Source organism: Mesorhizobium sp. USDA 4775 (assembly GCF_054062655.1).
Map to the genome: position 1 here is coordinate 1110332 of NZ_JBSSFM010000001.1, position 16276 is coordinate 1126607.

The following is a 16276-nucleotide window of genomic DNA, read 5'->3' on the forward strand; positions in this document are numbered from 1 at the left end:
GCCATTTGACGCGATGGATCGTGGCGGCACCTACGCCAGCTTGGCCAGCAGCTTCATGAAGGTGGCGATCTCCTTGGCCGAGAGCGGCGCCAGCGTTTCCCTGGTGATCTCGCGCGCCAACGGGATCAGGCGTTCGATGGCGTCGCGGCCTTCGGCGGTCAGATTGACCAGCAGCCGCCTTTTGTCGACCTCATGCTTGGAGAGCTCGACCAGGCCGCGTGCCTTTAAGCGATCGATCACGCCCTTCACCGTCGCCGCATCCATGGCGATCAGCGTGCCGAGCTGGTTCTGCGAGGTCTCGCCGACATCGCGCAGCTTGGCCAGTGCGGCGAATTGCGGCGGCGTCAGGTCGCCGATATGCGCGGCGAAGATCGAGACATGGCGCTGGTGCGCCTTGCGCAGGATGAAGCCGACCTGCTCCTGCAGGACGTAATCCTGGTCCTCGGGCTCTTCGACCTCGACCAGCTTGAGCAGATTGTCCTCGCCGCTCACCGCAGCCCGTCCCAGGCCTTGATGTCGGCTGCCGCCAACCCGCCCATGCGGTTGTGAACCCGCGGTCCGCAGGTCATGGCCAGACAAAAAAGAATCTCGTCGGGACGCGGCCCGTCGCTGATGCCGACTTCCATGGCATCGAAATGGCTGCGCACATAGGCGGCGTTGATGTGGCCGAGCGGCACGTCGAGCTTTGAGCCGAACGCGCCGACCTTCTTGGCCGAGGGCACGATCGCCTTGGCGTCGCCAAGCCGCTCGCGCATGGCGTAGCCGCCCGGCACATGCCAGAGCGCGCCATGCTCCAGTTCGCCCGCCGTGCCGACAATGGCGCCCTTGCCGTAGCCGTCGATCTGTTTGACGTCGCCGCCCAACGCGGCGACCAGCCTGTCGGAAAGCAGCAGGCCAAGCGGCTTCAGATCGTCCATGGCGCTCTGCAGATCCTCGACATAGCGCCCGGCGAATGGGTTCTTGATCACGGCCATGGCCGCCGCACGCCGGCGCGGCACGTCCGCGACCGGACCGCCATCATGAAAGATCTCTTCGCTCAGCACCGCGATCTTGCGGATCGGAAACTCAGGCATGGGCAACTTCCTCCCTCGGATTTTTGTTGGGCGCGGCAAGCGCTACGGAACCACTGATGCGGGCCTCACCGCCAAGAAACAGCGCCGATCCGGCAATCAGGCCGCGCCGACGAAAATCTTCGGCGAGGGCAAGGCCATTGTCCAGCGCCCGCGCCACCTCGCCAGGCGCAAGCATGCCGACGCCTTGCGTCACCAGCCGCGCGCCGAGGTCGCTGTCGGGCGACAGTTCGCGTGCGGGAATGCGCTTGATGGCGGGATTGCCGGGAAGGTCCACCGCATTGGCAATGAGTGTCGCCGCCGCATCGGCCTCAGCGCCGGTCCGCGCCAGCACGGTGACGGCGTCGGCAATGCCAAGCGAGAAGGAACGGCCGCGCCAGCCGCTGGTGGCGACGCCGCGAACGCCATCTTCCGCGCGGATCGTGATCCGGTCGGCCACGCCGTTGCCGGTGCCGGCGACCGCCAGGCCGATCGACCGGCCCTTGCCGAGGTGGAGGGCGCTGTCGCCGCCATTGTTGACATAGGCGCGCTCGAGTTTGCGGCCGGCAAGCAATGCGGCGAGAATTTCGTCGGCTACCGATCCTGCAACGGCGGCCATCGGTGTTATGAAACATTCCGCGAGCGGCATGACGGCCGCTTCCATGCGGCGCGCCGTCGGGCCGTCAAAGGCGCGCGGCGCCAGGAAAAATGCCGGGAGCCGCAATTCGGGAAGCTCCCTGACCAGCTCGATCAGGATCGTCTGGAAGCGCGCCACGGCTTGCTCATAGGCCAGACGGCATTCCTGCGCCTCGCCAAAGGCCTCGATGATCAGGTCGATCGGCCCATGGTTGAGATGCAGCCGCTTGCCGTCCTGCAGCCAATGCGCTTGCGGGCCGCCCATCATCCGGCTCCGTTCGACGCGGCGCGCCGCAATTGCGCCAGCGGCGGCCATGGATTGTCGGACGGCGCACCGGTGCCGTGGCGCGGGTTGAGGTATTCGCCGCCCTTCGCGACGATGTCCTCGACGCTGCGGATCTCGGCCTCGTAGCCGCCGAGCCTGACATAGTCGTCGCGGCGCAAGGTGAACTCGATCGGCGCCACCAGCGCCGGCGTCGGCACATAGCCGAAGGCGCCTTCCGGCACGCGCGTCACGTCGACCATCAGCGTGATGCCGCCGCCCGGCCAGACATAGACCGGCGCGCCGCCGACCGTCACATAGGTCGTCAGGCCTTGCACCGAGCGGGTGAGATTGACCGGGTTTTCGGTGACGCCGGCGCGCAGCGAGCCGCCGGCGCCGCCGATGAACAGCACGGTGCATAGCGCCGGCTCGCAATTGTCCTCGATCAGGTTCACGGACTTCTGCAGCCGTTCTGGAAACGGCTTTTCGACCGGCTTCAGTTCGTCGTCGAGTTCGTAATAGGCGTACTGCTCGCCGGTGGTCGAAACCATCAGCATCGACAGGCCCGGTCGCGCGCCCTTCTTGGCGTTCCACTCACCAAGGATCGACAGCGGGTCGGAAATCGAGGTGCCGCCCCAGCCGAGGCCGGGCTCGGAGACCTTGAAATAGCGACCCGGCGTCGAGCGGCGTCCGATGATCTTGATGCCGGTGTCCTGCCAGCCCAGCACCTTGCCGGCCTGGTGTTCGGAGACGACGCCGGTGATATGGTCGTCGACCACCACCACCTCGTCGACCAGCCCGCGCCATTGCGTGGCGAACATGCCGATCGTGGCCGAGCCGCAGCCGACGCGCATGCGGTGCTCCTGCTTGCCGTCGATGACAGGTGGTTTGCCGGCTTCGACGATGATGGTGGCGCCGCCATCGATGGTCAGTTCCACCGGCTTGCGGTTGCACAGATTGAGCAGCGCGTCGCAGGTTGCCCGGCCTTCCGCCTTGGAGCCGCCGGTCAGATGATGCACGCCGCCCAGCGACAGCATCTGCGAGCCGTATTCGCCCGTGGTGACATGGCCGATCGCCTCGCCTTGCGAGCGCACGATTTGCGTTTCGGGTCCGATATGACGGTCGGTGTCGATCTTCACCTTGACGCCGCAATACGAAAAAATGCCTTCGGTGACGACGGTGACGAGATCGACGCCTTCGACCTGCTGGCTGACGATGAACGGCGCCGGCTTGTAGTCGGGATAGGTGGTGCCGGCGCCGATTGCCGTGACGAAGCGGCGCCCGGTGTTGACCAGTTCGCCGTCCCATGCCTCGCCTTCGGCGACGAAGGGCACGATTGTCCCGCCGGACTCGGCCGCGTGGTCGAGAATGGTCAGCGGATCCATGCGCACGATCCGGCCGCCGGCATTGCCGTAGCGGTCGCAGGCGCCTGTGCGGCCATCGGCTATGTAGCACATGACCGGGCAGGCATCGCAGCGGATCTTCTCCGCCACCTGCTTCTCGCCGGGGTCATGGGTCTCAAAACGCTCGGCAAGCTCGCTCATGCGCGTGCCTCCTTTTCGCGGATGCCATCTTTTTCAAGGATGCCGGCGCGGATGCGCGTCGGCGTCGCCGGAACCTTGGTGACCAGCACGCCGGTGGCGTGGCGGATGGCGTTGAGGATCGCGGGTGCGGTCGGGATCAGCACATGTTCGCCCAGCCCCTTGGCGCCGAACGGCCCCTCGGGATCGGGAACCTCGACCAGGATGGTCTCGATCGGCGGCACGTCGCCGATGGTCGGGATGAGATAGTCGTGCAGATTCTCGGTGCGGCCGGGAATGTATTCTTCCATCAGCGCCATGCCGATGCCTTGCGCGATGCCGCCTTCTATCTGGCCCTCGACCAGCAGCGGGTTGATCGCCTTGCCGACATCATGCGCGGCGGTGATCTTGATCAGCTTCACTGTGCCGATCTTGAGATCGACCTCGAGTTCGGCGATCTGCGCGCCATAGCCATAGACGGCGTAGGGCTTGCCCTGGCCCTTGGCATCGAGCGGCAGCGTCGGCGGGTCGTAGGTCTCCTCGGCGCGGAAGACGAAGCCGTCGGCATCCATGTCGAGCGAGGCGAGATCGATGCGGCGCGTGGCTTCGCCCTCGCGGATGACGATCGCCGCGCCGTCCAGTTGCAAAGTTGCCTTTTCGGAGACATTGGCGAAGCGCAGGATCTTTTCCCGCAAGGCCCGCCCGGCTTTTTCGGCCGCCTTCCCGGTCACGAAGGTCTGGCGCGAGGCCGAGGTCTTGCCGGCGTCGGGGCTGATTGCCGTATCGGCGCTCTTCAGCCGGAATTTTTCCAGCGGCAGGCCAAGCGCGTCGGCGCAGATCTGCGTGATGACGGTGTTGGAGCCCTGGCCGATATCGACGGCGCCCTGATGCAGGATGACGGTGCCGTCAGCCGCGATGCCGACCCGGATGGTCGACGGATTGGGCAGCGAGGTGTTGCCGCAGCCATACCAGCACGAAGCCACGCCGACGCCGCGCTTTTTTTCTTCATGGTTGCTGTTGAAAGTATCCGCATCAGCCTGCGCCCGCGCCCAATGCGGCAGCAGGGCCTCAAGACATTCGGCAATGCCGACGCCGGATTCCAGCGTCTGGCCGGTAACCGTTTCGGAGCCGTTCCGAAGGCAGTTTCTCAGGCGAAAGTCGAGCCGGTCGATGCCGAGCTTGCCGGCCAGCTCATCATAGAGCGTCTCCTGCATGATCGTCGCCTGCGGCACACCGAAGCCACGGAAGGCGCCGGAGATCGGGCCATGCGTATGGATGGCGCGGCCCTCGGCGCGGTAGTTCGGCGTCGCATAGGGGCCGGAAGCATGCACCGGCACGCGGTTGGCGACGGTCGGCCCCCAGCTGGCGTAGGCTCCGGTGTTGAAATCGCCTGAAAAGATCATGCCGGTGACATGGCCGTCGGCATCGGCGCCGATGGTCGCCTTCATTTCGGCCGGATGGCGCTTGGTGGTCGACATCATCGATTCGTTGCGGGTGTAGGCCAAGGCGGCCGGCCGGCCGGTCTTAAGCGCCACAAGGCCGATCAGCGGCTGCAGCGAAACGTCGAGTTTCGAGCCGAAGCCACCGCCGGTCGCGGTCGGCACGATGCGCACCTTGTCGACGGGCAGGCCAAGCACCTTCGCCGTGTCGTCGCGGTCCATATAGGGTGCCTGGGTGCAGGCGACGACGACCAGCGTATCGCCGTCCATATAGGCATGGCCGGCTTCCGGCTCGATATAGGCGTGCTCGACATAGGAGGTTTCGATTGCGCCCGTCACGGCAACGGCCGCATTGGCAAGCGCCGTCTCGGGGTCGCCGCGCTCGACGAAGCCGGAGGTCAGCAGGTTCGAAGGGCGGTTCCCATGGATCAGCGCAGCATCCTTGGCCTGCGCTTCGCTGGGCTGCAGGATATGCGGCAACTCGGTCCAGCGGATCGGGAAATCCGACATATCGAGATCGAACATCGCCTCGCGCTCGCCGGCGACCAGCGCCACCGCCTCGCCGCGCAGCCGCGCAAATCCTTCGGCGAGCGCCGGCTGGTCGGCAAACGGACCGATGACGCCGAAACAGTTTTTGCCCGGAATGTCGGCGGCCGTGAAGACACCAACCATGCCGGGGTGCTTGTTTGCCCAGCCGTCGAGATCGCCGAAGGCGAAGCCGGCGTGATAATGCGGCGAGCGGACCACCAGCACGGCAAGCGCATCGGCCGGGAAGGAATCGCCGCCGAATTTCTCAGCCCCGGTCACCTTTGGCACACCGTCGAGCCTGACGGGCGACGCGCCTACGGCATTGCCCGAAATTGGCATTCTACGGTCAAGGCCGAGATCGAACGAATGACGTTCGCGCTGCTCCTCACCCTCTCCCCGTGAAGAACGGGGAGAGGGGGTCGCCAGCGCTGGAGCTTCTCCCTTCTCCCCGTCACTATACGGGGAGAAGGTGCCGGCAGGCGGATGAGGGGCCGCGCTGTCGGTTGACGGTTCGAATCGTCCTGCCTCCATCACCGCCGCGATGATCTTCCGGTAGCCGGTGCAGCGGCACAGAATCCCGCCCAGCGCATCCTGCACCTCGGTCTCGGTCGGTCTGGGAGTCGTGTCCAGCAGCGCTGTCGCTGCCACCAGCAGCGCCGGCGTGCAGATGCCGCATTGCGCCGCGCCATGGGCGAGGAAAGAGGCCTGCAGCGCCGAAAGCCGGCCGTTGGCCAGCCCCTCGACCGTCGTCACCGATGCGCCGGCGACCGAAGCCGCCGGCATCAGGCAGGCGCAGACCGGATCGCCGTCGACCAGCACCGTGCAGGCGCCGCAATCGCCGGCATCGCAGCCGACCTTGGTGCCGGTGAGCCGCAATTCCTCACGCAGCACCTGGGACAGCCGGCGCAGCGGCGGCACATTGACCGAGACGGCGGCGCCATTGACCGCGAAGGCGATGTCGGCGCGGCCGAGACCGGGCTGGACTACGCCCAATTCGGGCCGAGCTTCACTGACTTCAGGCAGAACCTGGTTCACGTCGGGCTGAGCTTGTCTCATGCCGCCGCCACCATATGATCGTTCATCGGTCCGGCGGCCGTCAGCACGGCCCGCGCGACGATCTCGCGCACCGCGTCGAGCCGGTATTCGGCGCTGCCACGCACATCGGCGATCGGCGACAGTTCGGTCATCGGCGCGGATTGGATGGCGCCGGCGAGCCCGCCATCCCTAGGCAATCCGAGCAGCGCCGTCTCGACGCCGGCAAGCCGCCTGGCGACAGCCGAGCAGGAGCCGACGGCGATGGCCGCCTCAGTAACCCTGCCGTTGTCGACGACCAGGCGCGCCGCCACCATGGCGATGGAAATGACGAGATAGCGCCGTGCGCCGAGCTTGACGAAAGCCGATGTACCGGCGGCTGGCTTCGGCACGCGGATGGCGGTCACCATTTCGCCAGACTGCAAGGCCGTGCGCCGATTGCCGAGAATGAAATCGGGCAAGGGCAGATGCCGTGTCGCTATCGCCGAACGCAGCTCGACCTCGGCATCGAGCACGAGCAGGCCCGGCACGCCATCGGCGGCCGGCGAGGCGTTGCAGAGATTGCCGGCGACGGAAGCGACGTTCTGGATCTGCGGCGAGCCGACCTCGCGCGCGGCCTGTTTCAGCGCATCGAATGCTGGCGGCAAGGGGTGGTGGATGAGGTCTGTCCAGGTCGTGCGCGCGCCGATGACAAAGTGGTCGTCCGTCTCGGCGATGCCGCGCAGCGCAGCGAGGCCGTTGATGTCGAGGACATTGTCGCGGAACGGCTTCGCGCCCTGTGCCGGATAGAAATCAGTGCCGCCGGCAAGAATGCGCCAGGCGCCCTCGCCAAGCAAAGCGAGCGCCGCGTCGACAGTGGTGGGTTTCGCGTAACGGATCACGCTTTGCCTTCCCAGAGAGTGGGCCTTCCCCGAAATGGCCCTCCCAGGGCGTTTACCCCAGGCATGATCTTGCCGGTCCGCAAACCGGAAATTCATTCGTATGCAAATGATATCAAGCCGGTGGAAATTGTCAAAGCCAGAGTTTGGGTCGCCGTGCTTGCCAGGGTGCATGCAACGAGATTGTTACGCCTTCGGAGGTTGACGCGGCCGGCCATCTGGTCAAGTTTCTGCCTCCGGTCGCGTCAGCGGCATCTTTCTACTGGAGCCTGAGCCCAACGCAGAGAAGAAGGAGGCCCAATGGCCGACCAAGCGCTTGTTGTGATCGACCTGCAGAACGACTTTTGCCCGGGCGGCGCGTTGGCCGTGACCGGCGGCGACGAGATCGTGCCGCTGGTCAATGACATGATCCGGCACGCCGACCATGTCGTGCTGACGCAGGACTGGCATCCCGCCGGGCATTCGAGCTTCGCCTCCAGCCATCCCGGCGCGCAACCCTTCTCCGTGATCGAGATGCCTTACGGCCAGCAGACGCTGTGGCCGGACCATTGCATCCAGGGCAGCCTCGGTTCGGATTTCCATTCCGGCCTTGCCTGGACCAAGGCCGAACTCGTCATCCGCAAGGGCTTTCGCCCCGCCATCGACAGCTATTCGGCCTTCTTCGAAAACGACCACGCGACGCCGACCGGCCTCGGGGGCTACCTCAGGGAGCGCGGTATCGACAGCATCACCCTGGTTGGCCTTGCGACCGATTTCTGCGTCGGCTTTTCGGCGCTGGACGCCGTCAGCCAGGGTTTCAAGACCACCGTGCGGCTCGACGCCTGTCGCGGCATCGATCTCAACGGCTCGCTCGACGCGATGTTGCAACGCATGCGCGATGCCGGCGTGACGCTCGAAGACCAACTGTCGGACTGAACGGTGGGGCATCGAGGGGGCTTTTCGCGGATCAGTGCAGGCGTGATGGTGGGCGCTGGCATCGCCGTCCCCATGCTGTTCCCGGACGTAGCCGTAGCGGCCGAGGAACATGCTCTGCCCGGTGCCGCGATGTCGCTGTGGTGGGCACTGCCCTTTGCCGGCCTGCTGCTGTCCATCGCCACCGGCCCGCTGCTGTTCCACCATGTCTGGGAGCATCACTACGGCAAGATCGCGGCCCTGTGGGCGGCGCTGGTCGTCGTGCCGCTGGCGCTCGCCTTCGGGATCCCCCAGGCGGCCGAGGCGGTGCTGCATGCGCTGCTCACCGAATACATGTCCTTCATCATCCTGCTGTTTGCGCTGTTCACCATTTCGGGCGGCATCCTAGTCGCCGGCAACATCCACGGCACGCCGCTGGTCAATGCCGGGCTGCTGCTGGTCGGCGCGCTGCTCGCCTCGGTCATCGGTACGACGGGCGCCTCGATGATCCTGATACGGCCGATCATCCGCGCCAATGATAACAGGCCGTTCAACGCCCATGTCGTCGTCTTCTTCATCTTCCTTGTGTCCAACATTGGCGGCTCGCTGACGCCGCTCGGTGATCCCCCGCTGTTCGTCGGCTTCCTGCGTGGCGTCGACTTCTTCTGGACAACCGCCAACCTTTGGCGCGAGACGCTGTTCGTCGGCGGCCTGGTGCTGGCCGTGTTCCTGGCGATCGACATCATCCTGCACCGGCGCGAGGCCGGCGCGCCGAAGATCAAGGACCCGACGCCGGATTCGAAGGTTCGCATCCGCGGCCTGCCCAACATTCCGCTGCTGGCCGGCGTTATCGGCGCCATCCTGCTGTCGGCGACGTGGAAGCCTGATGTCGCCTTCTCCATTCAAGGCGTGGCGCTGGAACTGCAGAACCTGGTGCGCGACGCCGTTATCCTGGCGCTCGCCTTCGTGTCGCTGGCGGTTTCGCGCAAGGAATACCGCGCGGCGAACGGCTTCAACTGGGGTCCGATCGCGGAAGTGGCAAAATTGTTTGCCGGCATCTTCATCTGCATCGTGCCGGTCATCGCCATCCTGAGGGCCGGTCACGAGGGGTGCGCTGGCGCCGCTGGTCGCGCTCGTCACCTCGGCGCAAGGCACGCCTAACGATCTCGCCTATTTCTGGTTGACCGGAGCGCTGTCGTCCTTCCTCGACAATGCGCCGACCTATCTCGTGTTCTTCGAGCTTGCCGGCGGCGATCCACATCACCTGATGACCGAATTCGCCTCGACGCTTGCCGCGATCTCGGCGGGTGCGGTGTTCATGGGCGCCAACACCTATATCGGCAACGCGCCCAACTTCATGGTCTATGCCATCGCCAGGCAGCGTGGCGTGAAGATGCCCGGCTTCTTCGGCTACATGCTGTGGTCCGGCCTGGTGCTGATCCCGGCCTTCCTGATCGCCGGCTTTCTGTTTTTCGGCTGATCAACCAACGCCCACATAGCGCCTGACCGCCGATGGGTCGGCACGCAATTCCTCGACATCCACCGTCTCGCGGTTACGGCCGTTCTCGATGAACGACACACGGTCGGCGACCGACAGCACCGCATCGACGCGCTGTTCCACCAGGATGGTCGAGACGTCCATCTCGCGCAGCTTCGATACCGTCTCGCGGATCTTGGCGATCATCGACGGCATCAGCCCTTCGGTCGGTTCGTCGAGCAACAGCACTTGCGGTTCGAGGCAAAGCGCGCGCGCCATCGCCAGCATCTGCTGCTCGCCGCCCGACAGCGTGCCCGAGCGCTGCCGCAGCCGCTGGCGCAGTAGCGGAAAGAGGTCGAGGACGTTTTCCCGCACGGCCTTGCCCTTGCCGCGCGCCATCAGCCCGATCTCGATGTTCTCCGCCACCGTCATCTCGGCAAACAGCCGCCTGCCCTGCGGCACATAGGCGACGCCGGCCTTCGGCACTTCGTGCGCCGGCAGGCCGGTCAATTCCTGGCCGTCGAGTTTGATCGAGCCCGCGCTCGAAGGAAGCAGGCCCATGATCGCCTTCAGCGTCGTCGTCTTGCCGGCGCCGTTGCGGCCGAACAGGCACAGCACCTCGCTTTTGTTGAGCACGAGGTCGAGACCGTAGAGCACCTGGACCTCGCCGTAGAAGCAGTTCAGTCCGGCGATCCGCAATGCCTCGGCCTTGCTCGTCTCATTCATGGGGCGGTCCCCAGATAGGCTTGCTGTACCGCCGCGTTCTCGCGGATCGCTTCCGGGGTGCCTTCCGCCAGGATCCTGCCGGCGTTGAAAACGGTAATGCGGTCGGCGAGTTGCATGACGACGGGCATATTGTGTTCGATCAGCAGCACCGTGGCGCTGCTGGCGATGTCGCGCACCAGCACGATGAAATTGTCGATCTCGCTGTCGGCGAGCCCCTGCGTCGGCTCGTCGAGGATCAGCAGGCGCGGCTTGAGCGCCAGGCCCATCGCCACTTCGAGCAGGCGCTGGTGGCCATAGGACAATTGCCCGGCCGGCATATGGGCGCGGTCCGCGAGCCCGGTGCGTTCCAGCGCCGTCATGACAGCGGCCTGTATCGCGCTCTTGGAAGGCCCGTGCCTCAGTGTCAGTTGCACGGGCAGCGCGACGTTGGCGTAAACGGACAGGTTGGCATAGATGCTGGTAATCTGGAACGTGTAGGCGATGCCTTGGCGCACCCTGACATAGGCCGGCATGCCGGTGATGTCGGCGCCATCGAACACGATCGCTCCTGAAGACGGCTGGATGCGGCCGCTGACCATGCTGACGAAGGTAGTCTTCCCCGCCCCGTTGGGGCCGATGACGGCACGGATTTCACCGGGCATCAAGGTGAAGTCGACGTTGTCGACGGCGCGCAAGCCGCCGAAATGGCGCGACAGGCCCTTGGTGGCCAAAAGCGGCGTCATGGCAGCCATCCGAGCCAGCGCTGGCGGATGGTGCCGAGAATGCCTTTCGGGAAAAACAGCACCAGAAGGATCAGCGCAATGCCGACGATCAGCAGATAGGCCGAGGTGTAGCCGCTGGAGACGTCGATGACATAGTACATGAAGACGGTGCCGATCAGCGGCCCGAGCGTCGTGGCGGCCCCGCCGAGCAGCACCCACAACAGCGGCAGGATAGAATATTGCACCGACGCGAAGCTCGAGCCGACATAGCCGAACAGCAGCGCGTAGGCGGCGCCCGACGCCGCGCAGATCGTGCCGGAGACGACGACGGCCATGAGCTTGTTGGAGAAGGTGTCGTAGCCCAGCATCTTCGTGCGTTCCTCGTTTTCGCGGATGGCGACCAGAACGCGGCCATACCGGGAGCGGACGATGGCCAGCGTAACCAAAAGCACGAGCGAGAACAGCAGCAGTGCGCTCATGTAACGCACGGTGGGGTCGGTGAGGTCCAGCGACGTCGCACCGAGATTGAGGACACGCGCCGGCTGCGGCACGACCTGGCCCTGATCGCCGCCGGTCCACGTCGCGAAGTAGAGGATCAACAGCGAAAACACCTGCGCGAACATCATGGTGACGATCATGAAGGCGACGCCCGTGGTGCGTAACGCCAGCAGGCCGATCACCAGCGCCAGCACGGCGCCGCAGGCAATCCCGACAAGGAAGGCCAACGGCACGCCCCAACCGAGCTGGATGATGGCAAGGCCGGCGCCGTAAAGTCCGGCGCCGAAAAACATGGCGTGGCCGAGGCTGAGCAGGCCGACATAGCCGAACAGCATGTTGTAGCCCATCGCGAACACCGCCAGCACCATGATGCGGGCGAGCAGGCCGTGGTAGTACTCCGGCAGAACGAAGCTCAGCGCGAAGAGCAGGGCGATCACGCCGAGATGCAGCGCATAGGCCTTTGCCGGCGAAGCTTCGCTCATCGCGATGCCGTCCCGAACAAGCCTTGAGGCCGGAACACCAGCACCATGGCGACCAGCAGCGTGGCGATTATCTTGGCCAAGGTCGGCGAGAAGAACATCGAAATGATGCCGTCGGAAAGGCCGATCAGCACGGCGGCAACGACGGTGCCGCGCAGCGAGCCGAGGCCGCCGATGATGACGACGATGAAGGACAAGAGCAGCGGATCCTGCCCCATCAGGTAATGCGCCTGACTGATCGGCACGATCAGCACCGCGGCGATCGCCGCCAGCATGGCGCCGAGCGCGAAGACGCCGCCATAGACGCGGCCGACCGGGATGCCGAAGGCCTGCGCCGTCTCGCTGTCATACTGTGTGGCGCGCATGATCAGGCCGATCCTGGTGCGCGTCAGCACCAGCCAGGTGGCGATCAGGAGAAGTGCGGAAGCCGCAATGATCGACAGCTTGTAGCCGGAATAGCCGAACCACGGCAAAAGGATGCGGTAGCTGAAGGGCGGCTCCACCGGCCGCGCCTCCGGGCCATAGAAGGTCAGCGCCAGCTGCTGGATGATGTAGAGCATGCCGATCGTGGCGACGATGGTGGCTTCCGGATTGTAGTCGAGCCGGCGCAGCACCAGTCGTTCGGCCACCAGCGCAATGGCGCCGACGATCAGCGGCGCGATCACCAGCGCCGCCAGGAAGCCGACCGCCGGGTGGCCCGATATTGCTGTCGAGATCGCCCAGGCGAGCACTGCGCCCAGCATGAAGAACTCGCCATGCGCAACATTGACGACGCGCATGACGCCAAACACCAGCGACAGCCCAAGCGCGGTCAGCGCCAGCACGGCTGATGTGACGAGGCCTTCGAGGGCGGCGAGGAGAAGGTGGGGACCGAAGTGCATCGGCTAGGCACCGATGGATGCGCGAGGCACCCCCCTCTGCCCTGCCGGGCATCTCCCCCGCAAGGGGGAAGATTGGATGTCGTCTCTGGTTTCGCCAATCATCAACGCTGGCGGATGGGCGCTGCCACACAAACTGCCGATCTCCCCCCTTGCGGGGGAGATGTCCGGCAGGACAGAGGGGGGTGCCTTGGCGCTCACGCTTGCTAGATGGCTAAACCTAAAGCGCCTGCTTCGTATAGTCCCCCTCGGCCTCGTAAAGCCCGTCCTCGATCTTGGTCTTGTGCACCACCTTCAGCTTGCCGCCTTCGACCTTGGAGATATTCTGGATGCCGAAGCACTGGTGGATCTTGCCGTTGAAGGTCTTTGGCCCCTGCGGATGCTCCGGACCTTCGGCGAAGGCGGTCAGCGCCTCGGTCGCCTCGACGAGCTTGGCACGGTCCTCCGGACCCTTGTAGCCGGCATCTTCCATCGCCTTCTTGACGACATAGAGCGTTTCCCAGCAGCCGAACATGTGCGCCGCGGTGGAAACGTCCTTGGGATCGCCGACCGCCGCTCCATTGTCGTCGATGCCGACGGCGGCGCGGTAGGCCTTCTGCGCAGCGCTATCATCGGGCTGGGCGTAGCGCGGCGAGCCTTCCCAGAAATGGCTGCCGTCCAGGAATTCCAGGCCGGGGCTGTTGATGTCGGTGGCTTCGAGCGAATCGATGAAGCCAAACAGCTGCGGCCGGTTGGAGCCGTAGAACTCGCCGAGCTCCTTGACGAAGGTGAGCACGGCCGGGCCGACCATGACGTGGTAGATCACCTCGGTCTCGGGCGGGATCTGCGGAAAATATTTGGTGAAGGAGGATTCCGTCGGCGGGATGGCGATCTGCGCGATGACCTCGGCGCCTTGCGCCTTCAGCGCCGGCGGCAGGTAGTCGCGGTGGTCGTAGCCGAAGGCGAAATCCGGGAAAATCTGCGTCACCTTCTTGCCGGCATTGGCCGCGATCCACGGCGCCATCGACTGGATCTGGCTCTTCACGTCGGTGATGCCGGGCTGGAAGACATAGCGGTTGAGCTTGGTCGAGGCGACGTGGTGGCCTTCGCTGACGACGAAATAGGGCATCTTGTTTTCGCCAGCGGCGGGCGCCGAGCCGATGACGACATGCGAGAACAGCGTACCGAAGACGATGTCGGTCTTGTGCTGGGTGGCGAACTTGCCGACAACTTCCGCACCACGGCCGGGATCGGTGCCGTCATCCTCGATGATCACCTCGACCTGACGGCCACTGATGCCGCCGGCGGCGTTGATCGCCTTGACCGCGGCGGCGGTGGTCTTCTCGTACCAGCGGCCATAGGCGGCGCCGATGCCGGTGCGGTGCGACTGGAAGCCGATCTTGATCGGCGCCGAGCTCTGCGCCTGGGAATAGCGGACGAAACCGGGCGCCACGGCAAGGCCGGCGCCCGCGGCCAGGCCCTTCAGCGCGGTGCGGCGGGTGAGGCCAGTCTTGGAGAGGTCGAAAAATCCGTTCTTGTCAGCCATGTTCGTTCCCCTGTTTTTTCGGTTTTGACCAACGATAGTGCGGGTTCGGCATCCTCGCTCAGAGGGTGCGGAAAATTGCATGTGTACAAACTAAATCACCAAAGCCCTGATGTGGCAAGCGAGCTTTCCCCAACGACATCGGGGTCGCCCTTTTCTCATCCAACGGTTGGCGTGGCAAGCAGCCAGAGGCCGAAGACCGTGTAGGCGATCATCAGCAGCGTGAGCGGAAACTGGCTGAGTGCGGCGCGGGCAGGTTGCGGATGCAGGCGCCAGGCAAAGCCATGCGCGACGAGCACGGCGAGCACATGGCCCAGGATGATGGCGCCGGCCTGGATGTTCCACAGCCACCAGGCCGACTCCGCGCCGGCGACGATGCCGGCCTCGACCTGTATGTCGGCGGAGCCGAACAGGTTCCAGCCCAGTGCGAACGGGTCGGACAACGAGGCTAGTGCATACTGGCCGTCGACCAGCAGCGCCGTTAGATAGTGTGCGACATGGTAGGCGAGCGCGATCGGCACGATCGACCACACCAGCAGTCCGGCCGCCTGGCCAAGTGGCGGACCGCTGCCGGCCAGGCGCTGGCCGAGCCAGACCGCGAAAAGGAACACCGCTGCCAGCAGCACGAATGTCAGAACGAGCCCAAAAGTGCCGCTACCGATCACCGCCGTGCGGCCCGGGAATTCAAGCGGATTGACGCCGAACAGGCCGAGCCAGAAGAAGGTTTTCGACAGGCCGTCGAACGAGACCGAGGACAAGGCCAGCAACAGGAAGGCGATTCCGCCGGGTGGCAATGGCTCGGCGGCGAGCAGCTTGGCGGCCGGCCAGCACAGCCTGAGCCGGCCATTCCCGTCGCGCTCGACCGGCGCGAAACGCGCCACCATGGAGAAGAAGACGGTCAGGAACTCGCCGCCGCGGCTCCAGCCGCGATAGCCGAAGGCCAGCAAGGCGAGGAAAGAGAACAGCCAATAGAGGCCGGCGGCAAGGGCGAGCCGGGCCGGGTCGTCGGGCGCCGGATCGATCAGCTCGAACCAGGCAAAGGCGAAGAACAGGATGACGGCAGGCCAGCAGCCGAGCCAGCCGGGGAGGCGCCATGGTCCCTCATCGCCTGTGCCGAGCAGGCGCGAGACGAGACGCCATGGTCCAACCCAAGGGTTCAGCCATGACCAGAAGTCACCGAAGACACCTTGCAGCAGCGTGATGCCGGCCCACAGCAGCGTCCAGATCACCAGCGGCAGCGGGTTGGAGAGCGGGTCGCGGCTGCCGAACAAGCCGGCAGCAATGAGAATTGCAAAGCCGGCAAAGGATATCAGGTTGATGGCGCTGATGGCGCTGAGGGCGCTGTCGCTTAGGGTGAACAGCGGCAGGCGCCTGCGCCAGAAACGGTCGAGGGAGGCCGCGGGCAGCAGTGCCAGCACGAGAAAGCTGACGGCCACGGCGAATGCGCCGCCGATCAGGTAGTAGCCGGTTGGGAGAAGCAGGACGTGGCCACGGTCGGAGGCGTGGGCGAGGGCGGGTGTGGGGGCGATAAGCAGCGCGACAAACAACAAGGCCAACGACAGGCAACGGCACTCTACGGCGCCCCCCTCTGTCCTGCCGGACATCTCCCCCACAAGGGGGGAGATCGGCAGTTGACACGATCGGCGCCCTTCTTGCGACGTTGAAAATTGGCGAAAGCGGAGATCACAGCCAATCTCCCCCCTTGTGGGGGAGATGTCCGGCAGGACAGAGGGGGGCGACAAGGAACTCGACCTATCCAA

Annotated in this window: 13 protein-coding genes and 1 pseudogene; 2 read left to right on the forward strand and 12 right to left on the reverse strand. The window is 65.3% G+C overall.

From position 1 onward, the window contains the following. Positions 1 to 30 precede the first annotated feature (30 nt). Genes ACVILI_RS05640 through ACVILI_RS05665 form a run of 6 tightly spaced genes read right to left on the reverse strand, consistent with a single transcriptional unit; the run spans position 31 to position 7347 of the window. Positions 31 to 492: a MarR family winged helix-turn-helix transcriptional regulator gene (locus ACVILI_RS05640; protein WP_038651243.1), complete on the reverse strand. Its 462-nt coding sequence runs from the start codon at positions 490 to 492 to the stop codon at positions 31 to 33. Continuing rightward, the gene (locus ACVILI_RS05645; RefSeq protein WP_038651246.1) at positions 489 to 1073 is read right to left on the reverse strand and encodes an amino acid synthesis family protein; all 585 of its coding nucleotides are present in this window, start codon (positions 1071 to 1073) and stop codon (positions 489 to 491) included. The genes ACVILI_RS05640 and ACVILI_RS05645 overlap by 4 nt, the downstream gene beginning before the upstream one ends. Continuing rightward, positions 1066 to 1950 (reverse strand): UPF0280 family protein, encoded by an 885-nt coding sequence (locus ACVILI_RS05650; protein WP_038653644.1) that lies wholly within the window; start codon positions 1948 to 1950, stop codon positions 1066 to 1068. Before ACVILI_RS05650 ends, ACVILI_RS05645 begins: the two co-directional genes overlap by 8 nt. Next, positions 1950 to 3491, reverse strand: a complete 1542-nt coding sequence (locus ACVILI_RS05655) for a hypothetical protein (RefSeq protein ID WP_038651250.1) — start codon at positions 3489 to 3491, stop codon at positions 1950 to 1952. The genes ACVILI_RS05650 and ACVILI_RS05655 overlap by 1 nt, the downstream gene beginning before the upstream one ends. Beyond that, the gene (locus ACVILI_RS05660; protein ID WP_240564604.1) at positions 3488 to 6490 is read right to left on the reverse strand and encodes a molybdopterin-dependent oxidoreductase; all 3003 of its coding nucleotides are present in this window, start codon (positions 6488 to 6490) and stop codon (positions 3488 to 3490) included. Before ACVILI_RS05660 ends, ACVILI_RS05655 begins: the two co-directional genes overlap by 4 nt. Further along, complete coding sequence (locus ACVILI_RS05665) at positions 6487 to 7347, reverse strand: FAD binding domain-containing protein (protein WP_038651255.1); 861 nt, start codon at positions 7345 to 7347, stop codon at positions 6487 to 6489. The genes ACVILI_RS05660 and ACVILI_RS05665 overlap by 4 nt, the downstream gene beginning before the upstream one ends. Before the next feature lie 297 nt (positions 7348 to 7644). Here ACVILI_RS05665 and pncA point away from each other — a divergent pair, with 297 nt between their 5' ends. Together pncA and ACVILI_RS05675 are read left to right on the forward strand one after the other, a co-directional pair. Then, the gene (pncA, locus tag ACVILI_RS05670; protein ID WP_038651257.1) at positions 7645 to 8259 is read left to right on the forward strand and encodes a bifunctional nicotinamidase/pyrazinamidase; all 615 of its coding nucleotides are present in this window, start codon (positions 7645 to 7647) and stop codon (positions 8257 to 8259) included. A gap of 45 nt (positions 8260 to 8304) precedes the next feature. Further along, positions 8305 to 9715: pseudogene (locus ACVILI_RS05675) on the forward strand (sodium:proton antiporter). Here the strand turns inward: ACVILI_RS05675 and ACVILI_RS05680 are convergent. The 6 genes from ACVILI_RS05680 to ACVILI_RS05705 form a co-directional block, all read right to left on the reverse strand. Next, on the reverse strand, positions 9716 to 10438 hold the full coding sequence (locus ACVILI_RS05680) for an ABC transporter ATP-binding protein (protein ID WP_019862492.1): 723 nt from the start codon (positions 10436 to 10438) through the stop codon (positions 9716 to 9718). Beyond that, positions 10435 to 11160: an ABC transporter ATP-binding protein gene (locus ACVILI_RS05685; protein WP_027047612.1), complete on the reverse strand. Its 726-nt coding sequence runs from the start codon at positions 11158 to 11160 to the stop codon at positions 10435 to 10437. Before ACVILI_RS05685 ends, ACVILI_RS05680 begins: the two co-directional genes overlap by 4 nt. Continuing rightward, the gene (locus ACVILI_RS05690; protein ID WP_019862494.1) at positions 11157 to 12119 is read right to left on the reverse strand and encodes a branched-chain amino acid ABC transporter permease; all 963 of its coding nucleotides are present in this window, start codon (positions 12117 to 12119) and stop codon (positions 11157 to 11159) included. Before ACVILI_RS05690 ends, ACVILI_RS05685 begins: the two co-directional genes overlap by 4 nt. Then, complete coding sequence (locus ACVILI_RS05695; protein ID WP_019862495.1) at positions 12116 to 12997, reverse strand: branched-chain amino acid ABC transporter permease; 882 nt, start codon at positions 12995 to 12997, stop codon at positions 12116 to 12118. The genes ACVILI_RS05690 and ACVILI_RS05695 overlap by 4 nt, the downstream gene beginning before the upstream one ends. Positions 12998 to 13214: 217 nt before the next feature. Further along, positions 13215 to 14519, reverse strand: coding sequence for an ABC transporter substrate-binding protein (locus tag ACVILI_RS05700; RefSeq protein ID WP_038651261.1), 1305 nt, complete (start codon positions 14517 to 14519; stop codon positions 13215 to 13217). 155 nt (positions 14520 to 14674) lie between these two features. Continuing rightward, positions 14675 to 16120: a hypothetical protein gene (locus tag ACVILI_RS05705; protein WP_038651263.1), complete on the reverse strand. Its 1446-nt coding sequence runs from the start codon at positions 16118 to 16120 to the stop codon at positions 14675 to 14677. Positions 16121 to 16276 lie beyond the last annotated feature (156 nt).

Coding starts and splice junctions, on each gene's coding strand:
- ACVILI_RS05645 (WP_038651246.1), bottom strand. CDS start 1,073: ATGCCTGAGTTTCCGATCCGCAAGATCGCGGTGCTGAGCGAAGAGATC.
- ACVILI_RS05650 (WP_038653644.1), bottom strand. CDS start 1,950: ATGGGCGGCCCGCAAGCGCATTGGCTGCAGGACGGCAAGCGGCTGCAT.
- ACVILI_RS05655 (WP_038651250.1), bottom strand. CDS start 3,491: ATGAGCGAGCTTGCCGAGCGTTTTGAGACCCATGACCCCGGCGAGAAG.
- ACVILI_RS05660 (WP_240564604.1), bottom strand. CDS start 6,490: ATGAGACAAGCTCAGCCCGACGTGAACCAGGTTCTGCCTGAAGTCAGT.
- pncA (WP_038651257.1), top strand. CDS start 7,645: ATGGCCGACCAAGCGCTTGTTGTGATCGACCTGCAGAACGACTTTTGC.
- ACVILI_RS05680 (WP_019862492.1), bottom strand. CDS start 10,438: ATGAATGAGACGAGCAAGGCCGAGGCATTGCGGATCGCCGGACTGAAC.
- ACVILI_RS05685 (WP_027047612.1), bottom strand. CDS start 11,160: ATGACGCCGCTTTTGGCCACCAAGGGCCTGTCGCGCCATTTCGGCGGC.
- ACVILI_RS05690 (WP_019862494.1), bottom strand. CDS start 12,119: ATGAGCGAAGCTTCGCCGGCAAAGGCCTATGCGCTGCATCTCGGCGTG.
- ACVILI_RS05695 (WP_019862495.1), bottom strand. CDS start 12,997: ATGCACTTCGGTCCCCACCTTCTCCTCGCCGCCCTCGAAGGCCTCGTC.
- ACVILI_RS05700 (WP_038651261.1), bottom strand. CDS start 14,519: ATGGCTGACAAGAACGGATTTTTCGACCTCTCCAAGACTGGCCTCACC.
- ACVILI_RS05705 (WP_038651263.1), bottom strand. CDS start 16,120: ATGTCCGGCAGGACAGAGGGGGGCGCCGTAGAGTGCCGTTGCCTGTCG.